Origin of the sequence: Bacillus sp. L381, from assembly GCF_030284525.1 — a bacterium.
GTDB classification, from domain to species: domain Bacteria; phylum Bacillota; class Bacilli; order Bacillales; family Bacillaceae; genus Bacillus; species Bacillus amyloliquefaciens.
This window is the reverse complement of sequence record NZ_CP127224.1, coordinates 806658-824770: the sequence shown is the minus strand read 5'-3', so window position 1 is coordinate 824770 and position 18113 is coordinate 806658. Positions and strand designations below refer to the sequence as shown.

13 protein-coding genes are annotated in these 18113 nt (G+C 48.6%); all 13 read right to left on the bottom strand.

Annotated elements, in window-relative coordinates; all coding sequences use genetic code 11:
* Positions 1 to 60: 60 nt before the first annotated feature.
* The gene (locus tag QRX25_RS03985; RefSeq protein ID WP_212100681.1) at positions 61 to 1878 is read right to left on the bottom strand and encodes an ABC transporter ATP-binding protein; all 1818 of its coding nucleotides are present in this window, start codon (positions 1876 to 1878) and stop codon (positions 61 to 63) included.
* Complete coding sequence (locus QRX25_RS03980) at positions 1859 to 3592, bottom strand: ABC transporter ATP-binding protein (protein ID WP_212100679.1); 1734 nt, start codon at positions 3590 to 3592, stop codon at positions 1859 to 1861. The genes QRX25_RS03985 and QRX25_RS03980 overlap by 20 nt, the downstream gene beginning before the upstream one ends.
* A 286-nt stretch (positions 3593 to 3878) precedes the next feature.
* A complete protein-coding gene (locus QRX25_RS03975) occupies positions 3879 to 6206 on the bottom strand; it encodes a peptidase G2 autoproteolytic cleavage domain-containing protein (RefSeq protein ID WP_212100677.1) in 2328 nt (775 codons plus the stop codon).
* A 175-nt stretch (positions 6207 to 6381) separates the two neighbouring features.
* Positions 6382 to 7968, bottom strand: coding sequence for an alpha-glucoside-specific PTS transporter subunit IIBC (locus QRX25_RS03970; RefSeq protein ID WP_071348563.1), 1587 nt, complete (start codon positions 7966 to 7968; stop codon positions 6382 to 6384).
* 16 nt (positions 7969 to 7984) lie between these two features.
* Positions 7985 to 8746 (bottom strand): MurR/RpiR family transcriptional regulator, encoded by a 762-nt coding sequence (locus QRX25_RS03965; RefSeq protein ID WP_115998034.1) that lies wholly within the window; start codon positions 8744 to 8746, stop codon positions 7985 to 7987.
* A 67-nt stretch (positions 8747 to 8813) separates the two neighbouring features.
* Positions 8814 to 10163: a maltose-6'-phosphate glucosidase gene (gene glvA, locus QRX25_RS03960; protein ID WP_065980961.1), complete on the bottom strand. Its 1350-nt coding sequence runs from the start codon at positions 10161 to 10163 to the stop codon at positions 8814 to 8816.
* Positions 10164 to 10333: 170 nt separating this feature from the next.
* Positions 10334 to 10516 (bottom strand): H-type small acid-soluble spore protein, encoded by a 183-nt coding sequence (locus tag QRX25_RS03955; protein ID WP_013351413.1) that lies wholly within the window; start codon positions 10514 to 10516, stop codon positions 10334 to 10336.
* Positions 10517 to 10581: 65 nt separating this feature from the next.
* On the bottom strand, positions 10582 to 12387 hold the full coding sequence (locus QRX25_RS03950; protein ID WP_212100675.1) for a sigma-54-dependent Fis family transcriptional regulator: 1806 nt from the start codon (positions 12385 to 12387) through the stop codon (positions 10582 to 10584).
* A 108-nt stretch (positions 12388 to 12495) separates the two neighbouring features.
* Positions 12496 to 13875 carry a dihydrolipoyl dehydrogenase gene (lpdA, locus tag QRX25_RS03945; protein WP_212100673.1) on the bottom strand — a complete coding sequence of 460 codons (1380 nt, stop codon included), beginning with the start codon at positions 13873 to 13875 and terminating at the stop codon, positions 12496 to 12498.
* A 15-nt stretch (positions 13876 to 13890) separates the two neighbouring features.
* A complete protein-coding gene (locus QRX25_RS03940) occupies positions 13891 to 15087 on the bottom strand; it encodes a dihydrolipoamide acetyltransferase family protein (protein ID WP_212100671.1) in 1197 nt (398 codons plus the stop codon).
* Positions 15088 to 15101: 14 nt separating this feature from the next.
* A complete protein-coding gene (gene acoB / locus QRX25_RS03935; protein ID WP_014469915.1) occupies positions 15102 to 16130 on the bottom strand; it encodes an acetoin:2,6-dichlorophenolindophenol oxidoreductase subunit beta in 1029 nt (342 codons plus the stop codon).
* 1 nt (position 16131) lies between these two features.
* Positions 16132 to 17133, bottom strand: coding sequence for a thiamine pyrophosphate-dependent dehydrogenase E1 component subunit alpha (gene acoA, locus QRX25_RS03930; RefSeq protein WP_212100670.1), 1002 nt, complete (start codon positions 17131 to 17133; stop codon positions 16132 to 16134).
* A gap of 370 nt (positions 17134 to 17503) precedes the next feature.
* Positions 17504 to 17956: a DUF6884 domain-containing protein gene (locus QRX25_RS03925; protein WP_212100668.1), complete on the bottom strand. Its 453-nt coding sequence runs from the start codon at positions 17954 to 17956 to the stop codon at positions 17504 to 17506.
* Between the last annotated feature and the right edge of the window lie 157 nt (positions 17957 to 18113).

Genomic DNA, 18113 nt, shown 5'->3' with positions numbered 1-18113 from the left:
AGTACTAGTTATCCCCGCAAAAAAAGACCTCCGCACTCTGTCGGAGGCCTTTGTTCCTGTTTATGATTCCCTGAACTGGCTTTCATATAATTCCCGGTAAAAACCGTTCTGGCTGAGAAGTTCGGCATGGGTTCCTTTTTCAGCCATTTCGCCGTCTTTCAGCACAAGAATCTGATCGGCTTTTTGAATTGTGTTCAGCCTGTGAGCGATGATGACGCTCGTTCTGCCCGCCATTAAACGGCCGAGCGCTTCTTGTATTTTCACTTCCGTCACCGTATCAATGTTGCTTGTCGCTTCATCCAAAATGAGCAGAACCGGGTCCGCCAGCACAGCTCTCGCGATGGAAATGAGCTGTTTTTGGCCTTGGCTGATGCCCGCGCCGTTTTGGGTAAGAACGGTATCGTAGCCTTTGGGGAGCCGTTCAATGAAGCCGTGGGCATTGGCGGCTTTAGCGGCTTCCTCCACCTCTAGGTCAGATGCATCCAAGCGGCCGTAGCGGATATTTTCCCTGATGGTGCCTTGAAAAAGAAAGGAATCCTGCAGGACAAACCCCATATTTTTTCTCAGACTGGATCTCGTCAGTTTTTTGATGTCCGTTCCGTCGATAAGAATTTTCCCTTCATTCGGCTCGTAAAAGCGGGCGATCAGGCTTGTGACAGTTGTTTTACCCGCTCCGGTCGGGCCGACAAAGGCGATTGACTGTCCTTTCGGAACGCTGAAGGACAGATGTTTTAAGATCAGGCTGTCTTCCTGATAGCCGAAGGAGACATCTCGGAATTCAATCTCTCCCGTTTTGATCGGCTGGTACAGCGCATGCTCTTCGTCTTCCCGCTCCTGTTTTTCATCAAGCACGTCAAACACCCGTTCAGCCCCTGCGATGGCCGATAACATCGTGTTGAACTGATTGGCTAAATCATTCAGAGGGCGCGTGAACTGCCGCGAGTACTCAGCGAATACGACGATGGAGCCGATTGAGATCCACCCTTTCAGCGCAAACAGCCCGCCGACCGCCGCTATAATCGTAAAGCTTAAATTGTTTAAAGAGTTCATTACTTTCGGAATGAATCCCGAAATTGTCTGCGCCCAAAATCCCGATGATTTTAACGCCGCGTTTTTTTCTAAAAATTGCTCCATGACGCGGTCTTCCCTCGAATAGGCTTTAATGACTTTCGCTCCTGATATCGACTCTTCAATAAAACCGTTCAGCTCGCCGAGGTTTTTCTGCTGCTGCTTAAAGAGCAGTCCCGTCCGGCTGGTGATCCATTTAATGCTCAAAAACATGATCGGAATAATCAAGAGTGTGATCAATGTTAAAAGCGGGCTCATGTACAGCATGACGGCGATTGTGCCGACAAATGTAATGACACTCGACAGCACCTGAATGACTGATGTATTTAAAGTGGAGCTGACATTTTCAATATCATTGGTGACCCGGCTCATCAAGTCGCCGAGCCGCTGTTTATCAAAAAACGGAATCGGCAGTTCATGCAGATGAGTAAACAGCTCGCTCCTCATTTTAAACACAGTGCTTTGAGAAATATTGATCATCCAATAGTTTTGAAACCATAAGGACAAAGATTGCACGAGGTAAATCACAAACAGTATGAACAGCACCCCCGCCAATCCGTCTGTCGTCCGCCCGACGATAAAATGATCAATCGCTTTCCCGATGACGAACGGTCCGAGGAGACCAAATACGGCGCTTATGACTACCATAATGATCACAAGGGTCAAAAGCCCTTTTTTCTCGGCTACATAAGACCAGATCCTGCGCAGTGTGCCTTTTGTATCTTTTGCTTTCGCGCGTTTTCTGCCGCCTTCATTTGATTTGAGCGGTATTTTCGGATATCGGAAAGGTTTACGAATGTCTTTCTGCACTGTCCGCTCCCTCCTTCCCGAATTGTGATTCATAAATCTGCCGGTACAGCTGAGACTCTGCCATCAGCTCTTGGTGCGCGCCTTTTGCCAGCAGCTCGCCGTCTTCAAGCAATAAGATGGTGTCAGCCTTCATCGCGGTCGTTATTTTTTGCGTAATTATCAGTGTCGTGCATTCATAGGATCTGATCGCCTTTAAAAGCTTTGCTTCCGTCTGAAGATCCAGCGCGCTCGTACTGTCATCTAACAGCAGGAGGGACGGCTTTCTGATAAAAGCGCGCGCGATGGAAATACGCTGCTTCTGCCCGCCTGACAAATTGACGCCCCGCTGTCCCAGCACCGTGTCGTATCCGTTTGACAGCTTCATAATTGTTTCATGGATTTGCGCGTCTTTGGCGGCTTCCATTACTTCATCTAGTGAAGCATCCTCCCGCCCCCATGCGATATTTTCACGGATTGTGCCCGAAAACAGGAGCACTTCCTGCGGAACATAGCCGATTTCCCTGCGCAGCCCATGAGCGGAGTATTCACCGATCGGTTTGCCGTCAATGAAAATACTGCCCGAATCAGCCGTGTACAGGCGCGGAATCAGCTGAAAAAGCGTTGATTTTCCTGAGCCTGTCGCGCCCATAATAGCAACCGTCTCTTTCGGACTGGCAGAAAAGGAAACGCGATGCAGCGCGTCTTTTTCCATGTCCGGGTAGCGGAAGGATACTTCGCGAAACTCAATGCCGCCTGCAAGCGCCTGTGCCGGGTCGTGCCCCGTCCCCTCGCCGCCTTCTGTTTCCAGCACCTCGCCGATTCTCTCTCCGGAAGCCTTCGCCCGGGAAAATACCATGATAAGAAAAGGAAGGACGGACAGCGCGCCTGTAATCCGCGTCGCATAGTTAATGACGGAAACGACATCGCCGACCTGCGCTCCGCCCTGATCAATGCTTTTGGCGCCGAACCATAAGATAAATAAAATGCAGATGTTCATCAACAGCATTAAGATCGGCATCGCCGCTTCCACGAGTCGAAAAGCGGATACTGTTTTCTCCATCAGCTTCGTATTTGAATTCAAAAAACGTTTCACTTCGTGGTTTGCACGAAGGAGCGCTTTAATCAGTTTGATCGCCGTCAGGTTTTCCCGCATGATCGTATTGACCTGATCGAGCCGCTTTTGCACAGACCGAAACAGCGCGCCGCCTCTTTTCAGCACCCACAGTAAAAACAAAAGTAAAATCGGCACCGTGACCAGCAGAAAAAACCCGAGTTTCGCATTAACGGTCAGCGAGAGAATAATACCGCCCGCGATCATTAACGGCGCCCGGAGCATAAATCGGAGACTCATGAAAAGCATATTCTGGACCTGCGTCACATCGTTTGTCAGCCGAGTGATAAATGATGTGGATGAGAATTGCGCAAACGTCGAATAGGAGAAGGATTGAATTTTTCGAAAAAGTCCTTTTCGCGTATCATACGCATAGCTCTGGCTGATATGGGCGGAGTAGAAAGAATTTAAAATGCCCGAGGCGAATGAAACAACGGTCAGACCGATCATCACGCCGCCCCACAGCCAGACCGTTCCGAGCTCTTGCTTCAAGATTCCTTCGTCAATGATTTTCCCGATCAGCAGGGGCTGTATCAGCTCTACCGCAAGCTCGATGAGCATGAAAAACAGAGCGATCCCCGCTAACAGAGAATACGGTTTTACATATGATAAAGCCTTTGACATGTGTAAGCCTCCAAATTCTTTGTTCAGTTGTATGTATATTTATTTTATTTGTTTGTCGTAAATGAATAAAGGATTAACCCTTGAACCCGCACCTTTTATTATGTACTTTATGAAGAAAATACGGAAATCATTGAAGATCAAAATTGAAGGATTGAAGCGTGTAAATATAAGGAGGCTGGCTTATCTTTTCTTTTTACCAGCGTCTGAACCGGAGCCTTGATTTTAAAATGAACTAGCGGAGCCTTTAAAAAGGCGTCCGCTAGGCATTTATGCTTTGTCATTTCATTTAACGAATAAAAACGAGAGCGACCCCAAATCCTTTATCAGCATCAAACTCTTTGATCACTCTCATGACCTGCCAGCGCTGATCTGGAGAGTCGGATTTTGTGGCAATCCCGTTATGGGCATGAATAAAATCACCCGCTTCCACAGTCTCATCGCATTTGACATATACCTGGCCGATAAGCCCGACAATGTTCCACTCGTCTCTCTCTTCTCTTGAAGCATAGTCTTCTTCAGGACGAAAGTCCGGATTTTCTTTTGGCGCCATGACCGTATGGCCGTTCGCATCTTTCTGTTCTTCATATACATAGCCGCCAAACTCATTCTTTACGTATCGTCCCGACCAGTGAAAACTCGACTCACCAAGAATCACTCCGGCAGTCTCGGAAATAACCCCAAGCATGAGATCACCTTTTTCAGCCGGTCTGATCTTATCACCTTCAAGTGTGACAAGTGTTCCCGTCGGAATCTTCTCCCCGCTCAGGCTCTCAAAATACTCGGCGTAGTCAGAGAATGTCGAGGAACCTGTTACGCCTCCCGAAGCCTTAATTGTTCCTTCTTTTGCGTGAAGCTCAATTTTTCTGTTTGCCGATGACGGAGTGCTGCCGGCAGCCCAGCCAAGTGCTACAGAATCTGAATTCGGGTTAATTGTATTGTACGAAGAAAGCACTGAAGATTGAGCCGCTCCGGTTGCCCTTCCCCGAACAGAACCAGCCACAAAATTATTGTTGCCTGTAGCGTGAGATTCACGGGAGCCGATGACTCCGCTTCCTTTATGTTTGAATAAGAAATAAGGAGTGACTGTTCCTCCGATGTTAAAGTCAGTTTCATAACCTGAAAAATCACAATTGGATACATTAAGGTCCGGATCTGAGGAATAAATTCCAACTGTCCCGCTATTATTTTTTGGAGATCTCTGTCCCCAAACATTACTAACAACAGACTCGTACATTCCGCTGCCAAATGCAACCCCATTTTTTCCGGAGTCAATCAAGGTGACACCATCCACCATTACTTTACCTACTGAGTTATCCCCGCCGACAATATATAAGTCATTGTCTGCAGTCTTAAATCCGCGAATGGTTATATTCTTTAAGCTAATTAAGCGTCCTTTATAAAATACGCTGACTACAGAATTACCCTTATAATCAATTGAACTATCATCACAAATAGCATGGAAATTCACAACACTCACACCATCATATCCTGATATTTGCAACGCGTTTGGACCCGCCCCTTTGTAAAGCTCATTTGGTTTAGGGTTATACGCGATACAATTCGCGAGCTGCACATCATGGGCTGTCGCTGACTGGGGATCGCTTGCTGTGTGGTGGCCGATATGGCGAATGCTGTATCCAATGGCATTTTCGTATGCGCGACAGTTAACAAGCTGTACTCTCTTCGCTGCCGGTGCATAACCATGTGCTTTAATCTCAAAGCCCCGGACTCCTCCAATTGAGATACAACTATCAATCATTACGTCTTGAGAACCGTCATCAATTTCAAAACAGTTCGTGTTAGAAGTTCCATCATTTAACCCCATAGGATGGTAAGAGAGGCAATGGCTGAAAGTCGTATGTTTCCCGAAATGACAAGTAAAGTTATCATCGCCGGACCCTGTTGCTTCACAATGAGAAAACGTTACAAAGTTACATCCATTGGGCTGATAATAAGTTGGGTCGTCCATTTCTCCATGTCTGTTATAGTTCGGGCTTGTAGAATCAAAGCCGTGCAGGCCGCCGTTCTTCGCAAACACATGCTCGACAAAAGAATAGTCCACATTCGCAAAAAGCAAACAGCTTGAAGTGGGCCCTTTCGGAATCTTCCAGCCGGCAGGACGCGTATCCTTGTTCCAGTCCAGCGTGAGATGGCCGACGTAAATATTTTCATTACCGTTCGTATAGTCACTGTTGGTCAGTACAGAACGGCCGACAGGTGTTTCGTCTAATAGCTTAATGACCGTTCTTTTCTTGCCTGCTCCGACAAGCATTGTATTTGACGGAACAAACAATCCTGATGTTCTGAATACACCTTCGGGGACTGTTACGACATAACCTCCGTCGGCCATAGCATCATGAAATGCTTGCGTGTCATCAGTTACTCCGTCACCTTTAGCCCCAAAATCCATAACGTTTCGCTCTGTAACATGTTCAAACCTGTTTTCATACATTTTAAGTCTTTCGTTTAAGTTTTCATAAGTTGACGTGCCATCGCTAAGGGCGGCACCGATTTTGCTGTCAATCGCTTCAAAGTTTTGAGCAATGCTTTCAACTTCAACACCCTCAGTTTTATCGGGTTTGTAAAGCCCTAAGAAAGTCGTATAGTTTGTCATTGTGTTGCCTCCTATTTTTAATTGCTAATTAAAACGCCCATCACAGAAGTCATTCACTCCTGCATGTACAGGTGGCAAAGGTATGACAAATTCAGACATTTTTTCAACACATAAAAAGAGCGCCGGATAAACCAGCGCTCTTCCCGTTCTGCACACAGCCTGCTGCTGCAGTATGTTAACCGTTCAGTATTTTCTCAACACGCTCCCGCATTTGCGGCACGCCTAATCCGACGATGACCTGAAGCGCCCTGCCTTTTCTGACGACGCCGTGGGCTCCCAGCTCTCTGAAATCGGCATCACTTTTGACCTTTGAATCATCAGCGACAGTGACGCGGAGACGGGTGGCGCAATTGGTGACCTCCATAATATTGTCTTTTCCGCCCAGCGCCTCAATATACAAAGCGGCTGTATCCCGCTGTGTTTCGTCTGCCGCTGCTGTTTCTTTTGAAGCCTGCTTCCGTTCTCTGTACTCCTTTTTCGAATAGAGCTTTGTTTCCTGCCCTTCTTCTTTTTCTCTGCCCGGTGTGGCGATGTTGAATTTAAGAATGAGGAAACGGAAGACGAAAAAGTAAATGGCGGTAAAGCACAATCCGATGATGATCTGGTATACATACGTCATGCCGTGGCTTGACGCCAGCGGGATCCAGTTCAAGGTCGCCGCTTCAATCAAACCGCCGCCCATATTTCCGACGACGCCGGCCATATACATGACGGTTGCCATGGAAGCGGCAAGCAAAGCGTGAACCGCAAATAAAAACGGCGAGATAAAAAGGAATGTAAATTCAATCGGCTCCGTAATCCCGGCGATAATGGATGTCAAGGTGACCGGAATCAACAGGCCGGCGACGATTTTTTTCTTTTCCTTTGAAGCCGTGGCGTAAAAGGCGAGCGCGATTCCCGGAATGCCGAAGATTTTCGAGTTGCCGTGAAGCGCGAAGCCCCCCTGCGGGAACAATTCTTTCAGCGGTTTGACACTTTGGGAGTATTCCCCGAGATGCTGTGCCCAATAGGTGACGATACCGCCTTCAGCCACAGCCGGACCGTAAACAAACGGCGAGTAAATAAAATGATGCAGGCCCGTCGGAATTAAAATCCGCTCTAGGAACGTGTAAATCCACACGCCGATCGCCCCGGAAGATACGAGAAAGCTTTGCAGTGATCCTATTCCGGACTGAACCATCGGCCATACGTATGCCACCGCAAGTGAAATCGGTATCATAATGAAAAAAGAAATAATGACGATGTACGAAGATCCTTGAAAAATCCCCAGGAAATCCGGAAGTTTTTTATCAAAATACCGATTGTGCAAATAAACGACAATAGATGAAATAAAGATGGCGCCGATAATATTCGTATCAAGCGTTTTGATGCCTGCGATCATCGTCAGCCCGCTCGTGCCGCCGACTTCCTGATTCATATCGACATGAAAAGCCCCGCCCCAAACCGTCAGAATCGCATTGATAAAGTAATTGAATGTCAAATATACTGTAAGCGCTTCCAAACAAGCCCGCGCCTGCGCTTTTTTCGCTAAAGCGACAGGTATGCCGATCGCAAACAGGAGCGGCATTTGATTAAAGACGGTCCAGCCGCCCTGTTCAATGACGTACCAGCATTGATACCAAAGCCCGTCAGGATCAGCCAGCGGCCCCATCAGCGTTTTATTTTTAAAGAGCGTACTCAGACCGACAATAATGCCGGAAAATGCAAATAACAAAACAGGCACAAACATCGCGCTGCCGAAGCGCTGGACTTTTTGCATCATTTCATGTGACCCCCCGCTATTTATCGAAATTTTCAAGCTCTTTATAATCAACATATGCACGGAATAACGCTTCACCCACCAGAAAAAACGGGGCAAATGCGACGATTTCCGTTTTATCGCTTAACGTCACCGGCTTGCTGGTCGCATAAAGATTATACGGCGTCGTTTGCGCCAGTACGTTATTTTTCAGATTGGTGATCGAAATAAACGGAACTCCCTTTGCGGACAAGGTCCTTGCCTGCGGAATCAATTCGGGTGTTTCCCCGGATAAAGAAATAATGATGAATACGTCATCGACCTTAAAATCGTCACACATGATATCAAACTCTGTGATGTCTGAAATTAAAATCAGATACTTCCGCCGGGATACAAACATCCGCTGCAGCTCACGGGCGCACACCCTCTGAGCCGTGCCCGATCCGTAAACGAAAATCCGTTTTGCTTCATCTATCAGCCGGCACATCTCCGTCATATCTTTTGATTTCATGTATTTTACGTTGGCTTCAATATCATCCATCAGCTTTTCAAACGTCATATTCTCGCCCTCTTCAGGCTGATCCTCCCATTTTAGAAAAACCCGGAATTCACTGTAACCGCTGAAGCCGAGTTTTTGGGCCAGCCGCAGGATGGAAGACCGAGAGACGTTGCAGGCTTTCGCCATATCATTGATACCGAGATGATAGCACGTATGCTTATGATTCAATATATATTTTAAAATATAAAAATCGTTGTCATTCAATTTCGCGTAATGCTGATTAACCAGTTCTTCAAGACTCATCCCAAAATCCCCCCGTTTTCTTTCTATTATATAGAATAACAGATGAAGAAAACGGGGAAGATTGTCATCAGGAAATATGCGACGGACTTACATCAAGCTCAGGCCAGTAGTCTTTATTAGCCTCCATCAGATCTTCAAGGATCAGTCTTGCCACACGGGCATTCGGTACTGTTTTTGACAGGATCAGCGCCTGCCACAGCTTTTGAAATGACCGCTCTTCCCAAGCTTCAGCTGTCAGTTTTTCGACAGATACCTGCTGCTCCATCAGGCCTTTTTGAAATTGCGGAATGTTACCGACTGAGAGCGGTTCCGGTCCGTTTGAACCTACGAGACAAGGAATCTCAACCATGGCTGATGAATCAAAGTTTGCGATCGCGCCGTTATTTTCAACGATTAACAGCATTCTCTCCCCGGTGTTGTAAGCGATGGCCCGGGCAAGGTCGACGATATAGGAAGCATGATCGTCAATTTTAATTTCACTGTTTTTCGACGACTGTTCACGTGTAATCATGTCACATTGGCTGAAGATGAAAGCTTCGCGCCCTTCCATGACTTCATTGGCTCTCGTATGATTCGGATTTGATTTTTTCACCATATCATCCGGGAATAAGTAATATTGCAGATACGTGTTCGGAAGCGTATCCGGATCGGCCGCCTGAACGTCGCGCGCTTTTTTGAATGTGTCATTCCAGCTTGCTTCAGTCTGTTCTGCCTCCGTCTTCGGAACGTAGCCGTATTCACGGACATGCTCTTTCAGCTTCGGCATTAAATCATTTCCGTGCCGATCTGTAATGGAAGTCCACCAGCCGAAGTGGTTCAAGCCGTAATAGCGGACGTTCATTTCTTTTCGGGAAGATAATCCGAGGATGTTCGCCATGCGATCCTCGATTCCGACCGGCATGTCGCAGATGTTCAATATTTTCGAATTCGGTCTGAGGCGCCGTGTAGCCTCAGCCACAATCGCCGCCGGATTGGAGTAATTCAGCATCCATGCGTCAGGCGAGTACGTTTCCATATAATCAAGGATTTCCAGCACGCCGCCGATAGACCGCATGCCGTATGCGATTCCGCCCGGCCCGCATGTTTCCTGTCCGACCACGCCGTACTTCAGCGGGATTTGTTCATCAAGCGCGCGCATCGCATATTTCCCGACGCGGATATGCGCCATAACGAAGTCAACATCCGTAAAAGCCGTCTCTGGGTCATCAGTCGCCAAAAATTCAATGTCCGGCGCTTTTTCTTTTAAGAATACCTCACACGCACCCGCAATCCGCTCCTGCCTTTCTTTATCATTGTCATAAAGTTTCAGCTTTCTGATCGGAAACTCTTCCAGGTGATTCAAAAGCATTAATACAATTCCGGGGGTAAATGTGCTGCCGCCGCCTGCAATAACGATTGAGAATGATTTGTCTGTCATGTGAAGCCCTCCTCTGATAACGTTTACATTTTATTTATATCATGAGAACGGCTTATCTGTACCGGGTTTGGGAGAGTTAGATCATTTAATCATTTTTAGTTATTTTTCTCAAAAAGCGGGAAAGTTCTCACAGGAACATAAAAGGCCTGCTGTGATCAGCAGACCTGTTCTCAAAAATGCTCTTGTAAATCAGAAAGCAGTACTTCCTGCTCAAATTGAGGATTTCCGACCGGGAAAATTCTGGCTGTTTCTTTGTCTTCGTTGACATGCTGAATATAAATCGGGACTCCCTCATATGTCACATACGCCATGGCAGCGGATTCAGCAATATCTTTCGCACGCTGTGTATTCACGTCTCAAACCTCCTTTGGGCCTCACACATAACGTGTCCGGCAGCCAAGAGAAGTATGCTTGTTTCTTACAATTGTCCGGCGGTGAGTTTGAATTTTTTGAGGCGTTTGTAAAACGTGCTACGCGGAATTCCCGCGATTTTGGCGGCCTGCGTGACATTTCCCTTCGCCGATTCAAGCGCGTTTACGATCATGTTTTTCTGGATGTGCTCCCGGATAGAGACAGGAGGCGCTTCTTCTTGAAAAGGCTGGGCCGCCTCTTTAAGACCTGACGCTTCAAGCAGGGATGCGAGTGGACGTCCGGACAGCCGTCCGTCCGGGAACATGACGGAAAGACGTTCAAACACATTAAACAATTCTCTGATATTCCCCGGCCATTTCCAGCCCTTTAATATGTCTAAAAAGTCATCCGGAAGCTCTCCCGGCCAGCTGCGGTTTCGCTGAAATTCAAAGAAGAGGCCGGGAATGTCTTCAGTGCGCTCTCTTAATGGCGGAAGATGGATCGGACAGACGTGAAGCCGGTAAAACAAATCTTCTCTCAGCTTTTTGCTTTCGACAAGCTGTCTCAGATCAGTGTGGGCAGCGGTGATGATTCTGATGTCGACGGGAATTTCTTTTGTCCCGCCGATCGGGGTGACTTTCCGTTCCTGCAGCACCCGTAAGAGAGCGACCTGCATGGAATGTGATATTTCTCCGATTTCATCGAGGAAAAGCGTGCCCTTATCGGCTTTTTGCAAAGCGCCGATCTGTCCTTTCCGTTTCGCTCCGGTGAAGGCACCTTCCGTGTAGCCGAACAATTCGCTTTCAATCAGCTTTTCGGGGACCGCTCCGCAGTTGACGGCGATAAACGGACCGTTCTTTCTGGAGCTGTTGTTATGAATCGCCCGGGCGGCGACCTCCTTTCCTGTCCCGGTTTCCCCCGTCAGACAGACGGTTGCGTCCGTTCGGGCGACAAGCTCCAGCTGCTCCAGCATATGTCGGGATGACCGGCTTTTGCCTGCGGCACCATGAAATATAAAGGCCGGCTTTTCTTCCCGTTTGGTTACATAAAAGCATGTGAAGCCGTTCTCCTCCCGTTTCGCCTGCTTGATCTGAAAGCCCTGTTCCTCAAGCTCACGCAGCATATGTCCGGTAAAATGCTGAACGGGGGGGCTTGCGGCGATAATCCGGTTGATTTCATTGCAAAGCACGATTGGCTCACGAGAACGGGTAAGCCCGGCGAATTTGCTGATCATGTCAAGCTCTGTCATCTTCATCTTTAAGGCCAACTCCCGTTCCGCCGTATAGGCGATGGAGGAAGCCATTCCGAGCATAAAGGGCTGAGCGCGGGAGGCGGGGCAGGAAATATCAATGACACCCGCCAGCCGCCCGTCTTCATAACGGATCGGCGCGGCGGAACAGCTCCATTGATGGGAAGCGAGCGAATAATGTTCAGAACCGTGTACCATGACGGGCTCATTTGTATAAAGGGCCGTACCAATCGCATTCGTGCCGACCGCCTTTTCTGTCCAGCAGGCGCCTTTTAAGAAATTGATGCGGTTCGCTTCATGAATGGTGCGCGGGTGGCCGTCAACTGAATGGACAACGCCGTCGGCATCAATCAGGAGAACCATCATTTCCATTTCCCGCATCGCCGTTTTCATTTTTTCTGCATACGGTGCCGAGGCCGCTAAGAATAATGCATGCTTCTCGGCCTGCCTTTCTAAATGATCTGCCGGCATCACATTCGGCCCCTTTTCAAGATAAGGATTGACATCAGCTTTTTTGCAGCGGTGCCATGAAGCGGCCACCCGCTTCTGAATACGGGATTCATCGAGCACGCCTTCTTTCACAAAGCGCTTCCAGGTTTTAAAATCATTCCGAATGACATTCATTGTATTCGCTCCCCCCTGTTCAGACCATCTTTTCATATATTGTAGGGGAAAAGTAAAGCGCTTTCAACGAAAAACACCCCTTCTCAGTCCTGAGAAAGGGTATCCCGGCTATACGGAATGCACCGCGAGTCCGGTGACATTCAGAAGGGCTTCCTGAAGCGTTTCCGAAAGAGTCGGATGCGCGGCGATAAAGTGCTCCGACATATCCGCCGTCATTTCGCCGTTCATCAGCATGACCGCCTGCCCGATCAATTCCGTCACGTCCGGCCCGATCATCGACACCCCGACAATTTCTCCGAATTCCGGTTCGGCAATGATTTTCATTTTGCCTCCATGCTGATGTTTAATTAATGCCTTGCCGTTAGCGGAAAATGAGCATTCTCCGATTTTTACCTCTCCGTATTTCTCTCTCGCCTGTGTTTCCGTCAGCCCGACAGCGGCCATTTCCGGAGATGTATAAATACAGCGGGGCACCGCCCGCATATTGGCTTTGCTGTCCTTTCCCGTGGCATGCGAAGCGGCGGTGATTCCTTCATGAATCGCGGCATGCGCCAGCTGCATTCCTCCGGCCGCGTCGCCGCACGCGTATATATGCGCAGCATTTGTCTGCATATGGTCATTGACTTCAATGCCGCGCGGAGAATAAAGGATGCCGGCCTGCTCCAGATTCAGCCCTTGCAAACGCGGCTTTCTGCCGATTGCGACCAGAATGTGATCAGCCTGCGTCTCAATTTCTTTTCCGTCTTTTGTCCACACGGCGGTTTTTCTTTCCCTGTCAATCCGCTGGAAGGAAGCTTTCGTCTGAATATCAACCCCGCTGTCTCGTAAAGAGTCTTCAAAAGCGGCCGCGATATCTTCGTCTTCTGCCGGGAGCAGCCTGTCGGCAGATTCAATCATCGTCACTTTCGTTTTAAAACGGCTGAATAAAGATGCAAATTCACAGCCGATCACACCTCCGCCGACAATGAGAAGGGAGGACGGAATTTGCTGTAAAGAAAGCACATCTTTGCTGTCGATCACCCACTCGCCGTCAAAAGGAGCAAATGGCAGCTCCGCCGGTTCAGATCCTGATGCAATCAATATCCGTCCGGCTTCCAGTATTTCTTTTTCGCCTCCTTCCCCTTCAATCAGCAAAGTTTGATCTGAGAGAAATGAAGCAGTGCCGCTGATGACTTTAATTTGATTTGCTTTCATTAAGTATTGAATGCCCTGCACGAGCCGGTTGACGATTTGCCGTTTGCGCCCCTGCATCCGGGCCCAATTGAGCGTAATGTTTTGCGGAAGTTCGATGCCGAATGTATTTGCATGCCTGATTTTATCAAGCACATTCGCGCTTTCCAACAGCGACTTTGTCGGGATGCACCCCTCATTGAGACACGTGCCCCCGAGCGGCCCTTTATCTATCAGAACGACTTCTGCTCCCCTCCGTGCGGCTGTCACGGCAGCTGCATATCCGGCAGGCCCTCCTCCGATAATGGCTAGTGTCAATCTCCTCACCCCTCTCTATAAAATCAATCCGGCAGGCTCTTCAAGCAGCGCTTTGACCGTTTTCAGGAAGTCCGCAGCCGGAGCACCGTCACATACTCTGTGATCAAAGGTAAGGCTCAGCGGCAGCATGGTGCTTTTGACAAGGTCATCTCCTTTGAACGCCGGCGTTTCATAGCTTGCGCCCACTCCGAGAATACCGGCTTCAGGCGGATTAAGGATCGGGGTGAAATGTTCAATTCCGTATCCCCCGAGATTTGTAATAGAAAAAGTCGATCCGTGAAGGTCATCTCCGGAAGCATTTCCTTCCCGCGCCCGGCGTGCAGATGTGCTGATTTGATCCGCAAGCTCAAGGAAAGAGAGCTTTTCCGCATCACGGATCACCGGCACGACGAGACCGTTTTCAAGAGAAACTGCCATCCCGAGATGGACATGCGGATAGGTAATGATCCGCTCCTCTTGATAAGAACTGTTCAGCTCAGGATGATGTTTCAGCGCAAGCACCGCGGCCCGGGATACAAAATGCGTGACCGTCAGTTTAACACCGCTCCGCTTTTTCGCACTGTCGGCCAGCTGTTTCTGCCATTTCACAAGCTCCGTAATGTCCGCTTTCATGGTCAGTGTCAGCTGGGCGCTGTTTTGCAGGCTTTTGTGCATTCGGTCTGCAATTACTTTTCTCATCGCTGAGGCCGGTTTTCCCTCCGGCTGTGCCGTCTGAACCGAAGACCGCGGTTCAGCTTCCGTCTTGATTGCCTTTATGACGTCGGCTTTTACGATCCTGCCTCCGGGCCCCGTCCCGTTCAGCGTATCAACTTTCAATCCTGTCTTCTCCGCCATTTTTCGGGCCACAGGGGATATTTTCACGCGGTTTTTACGCTCTTTCCCGGCTTTGGGAGCGGGAATAGCTTTTTCAGGTTCTGCTTGTGGTTCCCCGGCATTTTCTGAAGCCGGTGCCTCCTTCCCCTGCACCTTTTCACCGTTTTCCCCGATATAACAGATGGCCGTTCCCGGCGGGACTCCTTCTCCCTCTTTGACTTTAATGTGAAGGAGCGTGCCGCTTTCGGGCGCTTCTATTTCCATTTCTATTTTTTCAGAGTTGATGCTGGCGATGCTTTCTCCTTTTTCAACCGGATCGCCGACTTTCTTATTCCAGACTGATACTTCACCTTGCTTCATCGCCATTCCCAATTTCGGCATCACTACTTTTACAGCCATACTATATCCCTCCTTTAATTCATTGCCGGCTCGCCAAGCAATTCAAGCGTGACGCTGACAATTTGATCTGATGTCGGCAAATATTGATCTTCAAGCACTGGCGAAAACGGTACTGGTGTATGCGGCGCTGTAATTCGTTTAATCGGCGCATCAAGCAAATCAAAGCCCTTGTCGGCGACAATCGCTGCAATATCCGTAGCGATGCTGCAGCGCGGATTGGCTTCGTCAATGATGATCAGCCGGTTTGTTTTTTCTAACGATGTGAAAATCGCTTCCTCATCCAAAGGAGACAGACTTCGGGGATCAAGCACCTCGGCCTCGATGCCTTTCTCAGAAAGCTGTGCGGCCGCTTCAAGCGCGGTATTGACCTGTTTGCCGATTGCAAACAGCGTGATGTCGCCGCCTTCACGTTTGATATCCGCTTTTCCGAGCGGGATTGTATAATATCCTTCCGGCACCTCGCCTTTCATGCTGTAGGACGTTTTGTCTTCAAAAAAGAACACCGGATCATTGTCTTCTATTGCCGCCAGCAGCAGGCCTTTGGCGTCATACGGATTGGACGGAACAACCGTCTTCAGACCCGGGATGCTGGTGAAAAGGCCATACAGCGCCTGTGAATGCTGGGCAGCTGCCCGGAACCCTGCTCCGTATGTGGTGCGGACGGTAATCGGCACTTGCGCTTTTCCGCCGAACATATAGCGGAATTTTGCCCCTTGGTTGATCACTTGGTCAAAGCACGTGCCGATAAAATCATTAAACATCAGCTCCGCAATCGGTCTCAGCCCGGTTGATGCCGCAGCCATAGCCGCTCCCATGTAGCCCGCCTCAGAAATCGGTGTGTCCAGCACTCGGCTGCGTCCGAATTCCTGTACGAGCCCCTTTGTGACCCCCAGTACACCGCCCCATGCTTCATCATCCTGTAAATGATCGACAGCCGCTCCCCCGGCGACATCCTCACCGATCAAAAGCACATTTTCGTCTCTTCTCATCGCAAGCTTCATTGCTTCATTGATCGCGTCTGACATGCTTATGACTCTCGCCATCTCACATTCCTCCTTTTTCATATGACACGTAGACGTCTGTCAACAGCTCTGACTCTTTCGGATACGGACTGTCTTCACTGAACGAGACGGCTCTTTCAATCGATTCGCTGACACGCTGTTCGATGTCGGACAGTGTATTGGCATCTGTTTCTTTTAAAAGATAGTTTTTAAAGCCTTGAATCGCATCCTTTTCTTTAAGATGCTCAGTCCTTTCATCTTTTGTTTTATAGGTTTGGGCATCTCCTTCGAAATGGCCGTAGTTTCTGTAGGTCATACATTCAATCAAAGACGGACCTCCGCCGTTTCTTGCTCTTTCTATCGCTTCCTCGGCTGCCTGGTAAACTGCTAAAATATCTTTTCCGTCCACCTTGACCCCCGGCATGTTATAGGCAGCCGCCCGATCAGCGATTGAATCACAGGCTGACGCATACTCAAATGTTGTGGCTTCGCCGTAGCCGTTGTTTTCGGCAATAAATACGACAGGAAGGTTCCATACTGCCGCTAAGTTCAGCCCTTCATGGAAGGTGCCTTGGTTATTTGCTCCGTCCCCAAAAAAGCAAACGCTTACATTGTTAGTCTTTTTATATTTAGCGGTGAGCGCTGAGCCGCATGCGAGCGTAAATCCGCCCCCGACGATTCCATTTGCCCCTAACATACCTTTATTGAGATCGGCAATGTGCATAGAACCGCCCTTTCCTTTACACAGTCCGGTCGCTTTCCCGAATATTTCCGCCATCATGCCATCCAGATCACAGCCTTTGGCGATACAATGGCCATGTCCCCTGTGCGTGCTTGTAATACTGTCGCCATCATGTAAATGAGCGCACACCCCTACAGCTACCGCTTCCTCACCGGCATACAAATGGACGAATCCGGGAAGCACTCCCTGTGCGAACAGTTCATGAACTTTGTCTTCAAAGCCCCTGATTTCCAGCATCTTTTGGTACATCCACAGCGCTTTTTCCTCAGTTAATGACAAGCCTTCTCGTTTTAACAATTCCATTTTTGTGCGCCTCCTTCTATTTAGGGTTCACATCAATAAATGCAAGAAGTGTGCCAGCTTTTTGAGCCTGTAAAATCAATGTTTTTGTTTTTACACTGTGAGACAGTTTGAGACAGGTGTCTCATTTTGTCTCGATCTGATCCATCTGTCTCGTTTTAAGGCACACAAAAAAGACCGGACATCACCCGGTCTTTGACAATGATCGACGTATTTATTTCCTCGGAAATGTTTTAATTGCTTCATTCTTCTGCACCTTTTGTCTGAATGGCTGTTTTCAGAAGAAAATCAATTGATATTTGACATAAACGAAACTGCCGTCTCCGTCCTTCTGCATACAGTCTATCGTGCCGTTTGCGTATGCATTGCTGTGCTACAGTTCTTGCTTTTCTTCAACTGCCCGGTTCAGCGCTTGAAGCATGTAGCCAATGCCTTTGTACGAGGACAGAGGCCAGCTGAGATGCTGATGTTCTCCGATGACGGCGTTTAGGACGTTTCGGTATTTTTTCCCGCCAAGCATGATAAGCTCTTTTGTATTAGAAAAGCCCTTTTCATAAAATTGGAGGCGCAGATCCTCCGCTGTCATGATCTCCGGATGGCCTGTTCCAAAAGTAACATCGTAATTTTCGGGGACAGTATCATCTGGACGAAGGAATCCATGCTTCGCCGACAAAATCACCCACTCATCGAAAAATGCTTTCGCATATCGCTCGCACGCCTGATGAAACGCGCTGAGATAAGCGTCTTCCGCCCTTATCGGCCCTGTATCCGGATGGATGTCCCATATTTTTTTCTTGCCGCAGGGGATGATGCATAGTCGTTTCATGTTTCTCTCCCTTGTGTTGTTTCTCCTATCAATGTACCACTATCCGCTTATTTCTGCATTACTAAAAAGGGGCTGGTCACTTCTCGGCTGATCTGTGCGTTCTGTAATCAGGGTGCAGGCGGGGTAAAGGCTCAACATAAAAAGACCCGGAATTCGT

Bases quoted from the DNA above. Each gene is read 5' to 3' on its own strand.
- QRX25_RS03980 (WP_212100679.1), bottom strand. From the start codon at position 3,592: ATGTCAAAGGCTTTATCATATGTAAAACCGTATTCTCTGTTAGCGGGG.
- QRX25_RS03975 (WP_212100677.1), bottom strand. From the start codon at position 6,206: ATGACAAACTATACGACTTTCTTAGGGCTTTACAAACCCGATAAAACT.
- QRX25_RS03970 (WP_071348563.1), bottom strand. From the start codon at position 7,968: ATGATGCAAAAAGTCCAGCGCTTCGGCAGCGCGATGTTTGTGCCTGTT.
- QRX25_RS03965 (WP_115998034.1), bottom strand. From the start codon at position 8,746: ATGAGTCTTGAAGAACTGGTTAATCAGCATTACGCGAAATTGAATGAC.
- glvA (WP_065980961.1), bottom strand. From the start codon at position 10,163: ATGACAGACAAATCATTCTCAATCGTTATTGCAGGCGGCGGCAGCACA.
- QRX25_RS03950 (WP_212100675.1), bottom strand. From the start codon at position 12,387: ATGAATGTCATTCGGAATGATTTTAAAACCTGGAAGCGCTTTGTGAAA.
- QRX25_RS03940 (WP_212100671.1), bottom strand. From the start codon at position 15,087: ATGGCTGTAAAAGTAGTGATGCCGAAATTGGGAATGGCGATGAAGCAA.
- acoB (WP_014469915.1), bottom strand. From the start codon at position 16,130: ATGGCGAGAGTCATAAGCATGTCAGACGCGATCAATGAAGCAATGAAG.
- acoA (WP_212100670.1), bottom strand. From the start codon at position 17,133: ATGGAATTGTTAAAACGAGAAGGCTTGTCATTAACTGAGGAAAAAGCG.
- QRX25_RS03925 (WP_212100668.1), bottom strand. From the start codon at position 17,956: ATGAAACGACTATGCATCATCCCCTGCGGCAAGAAAAAAATATGGGAC.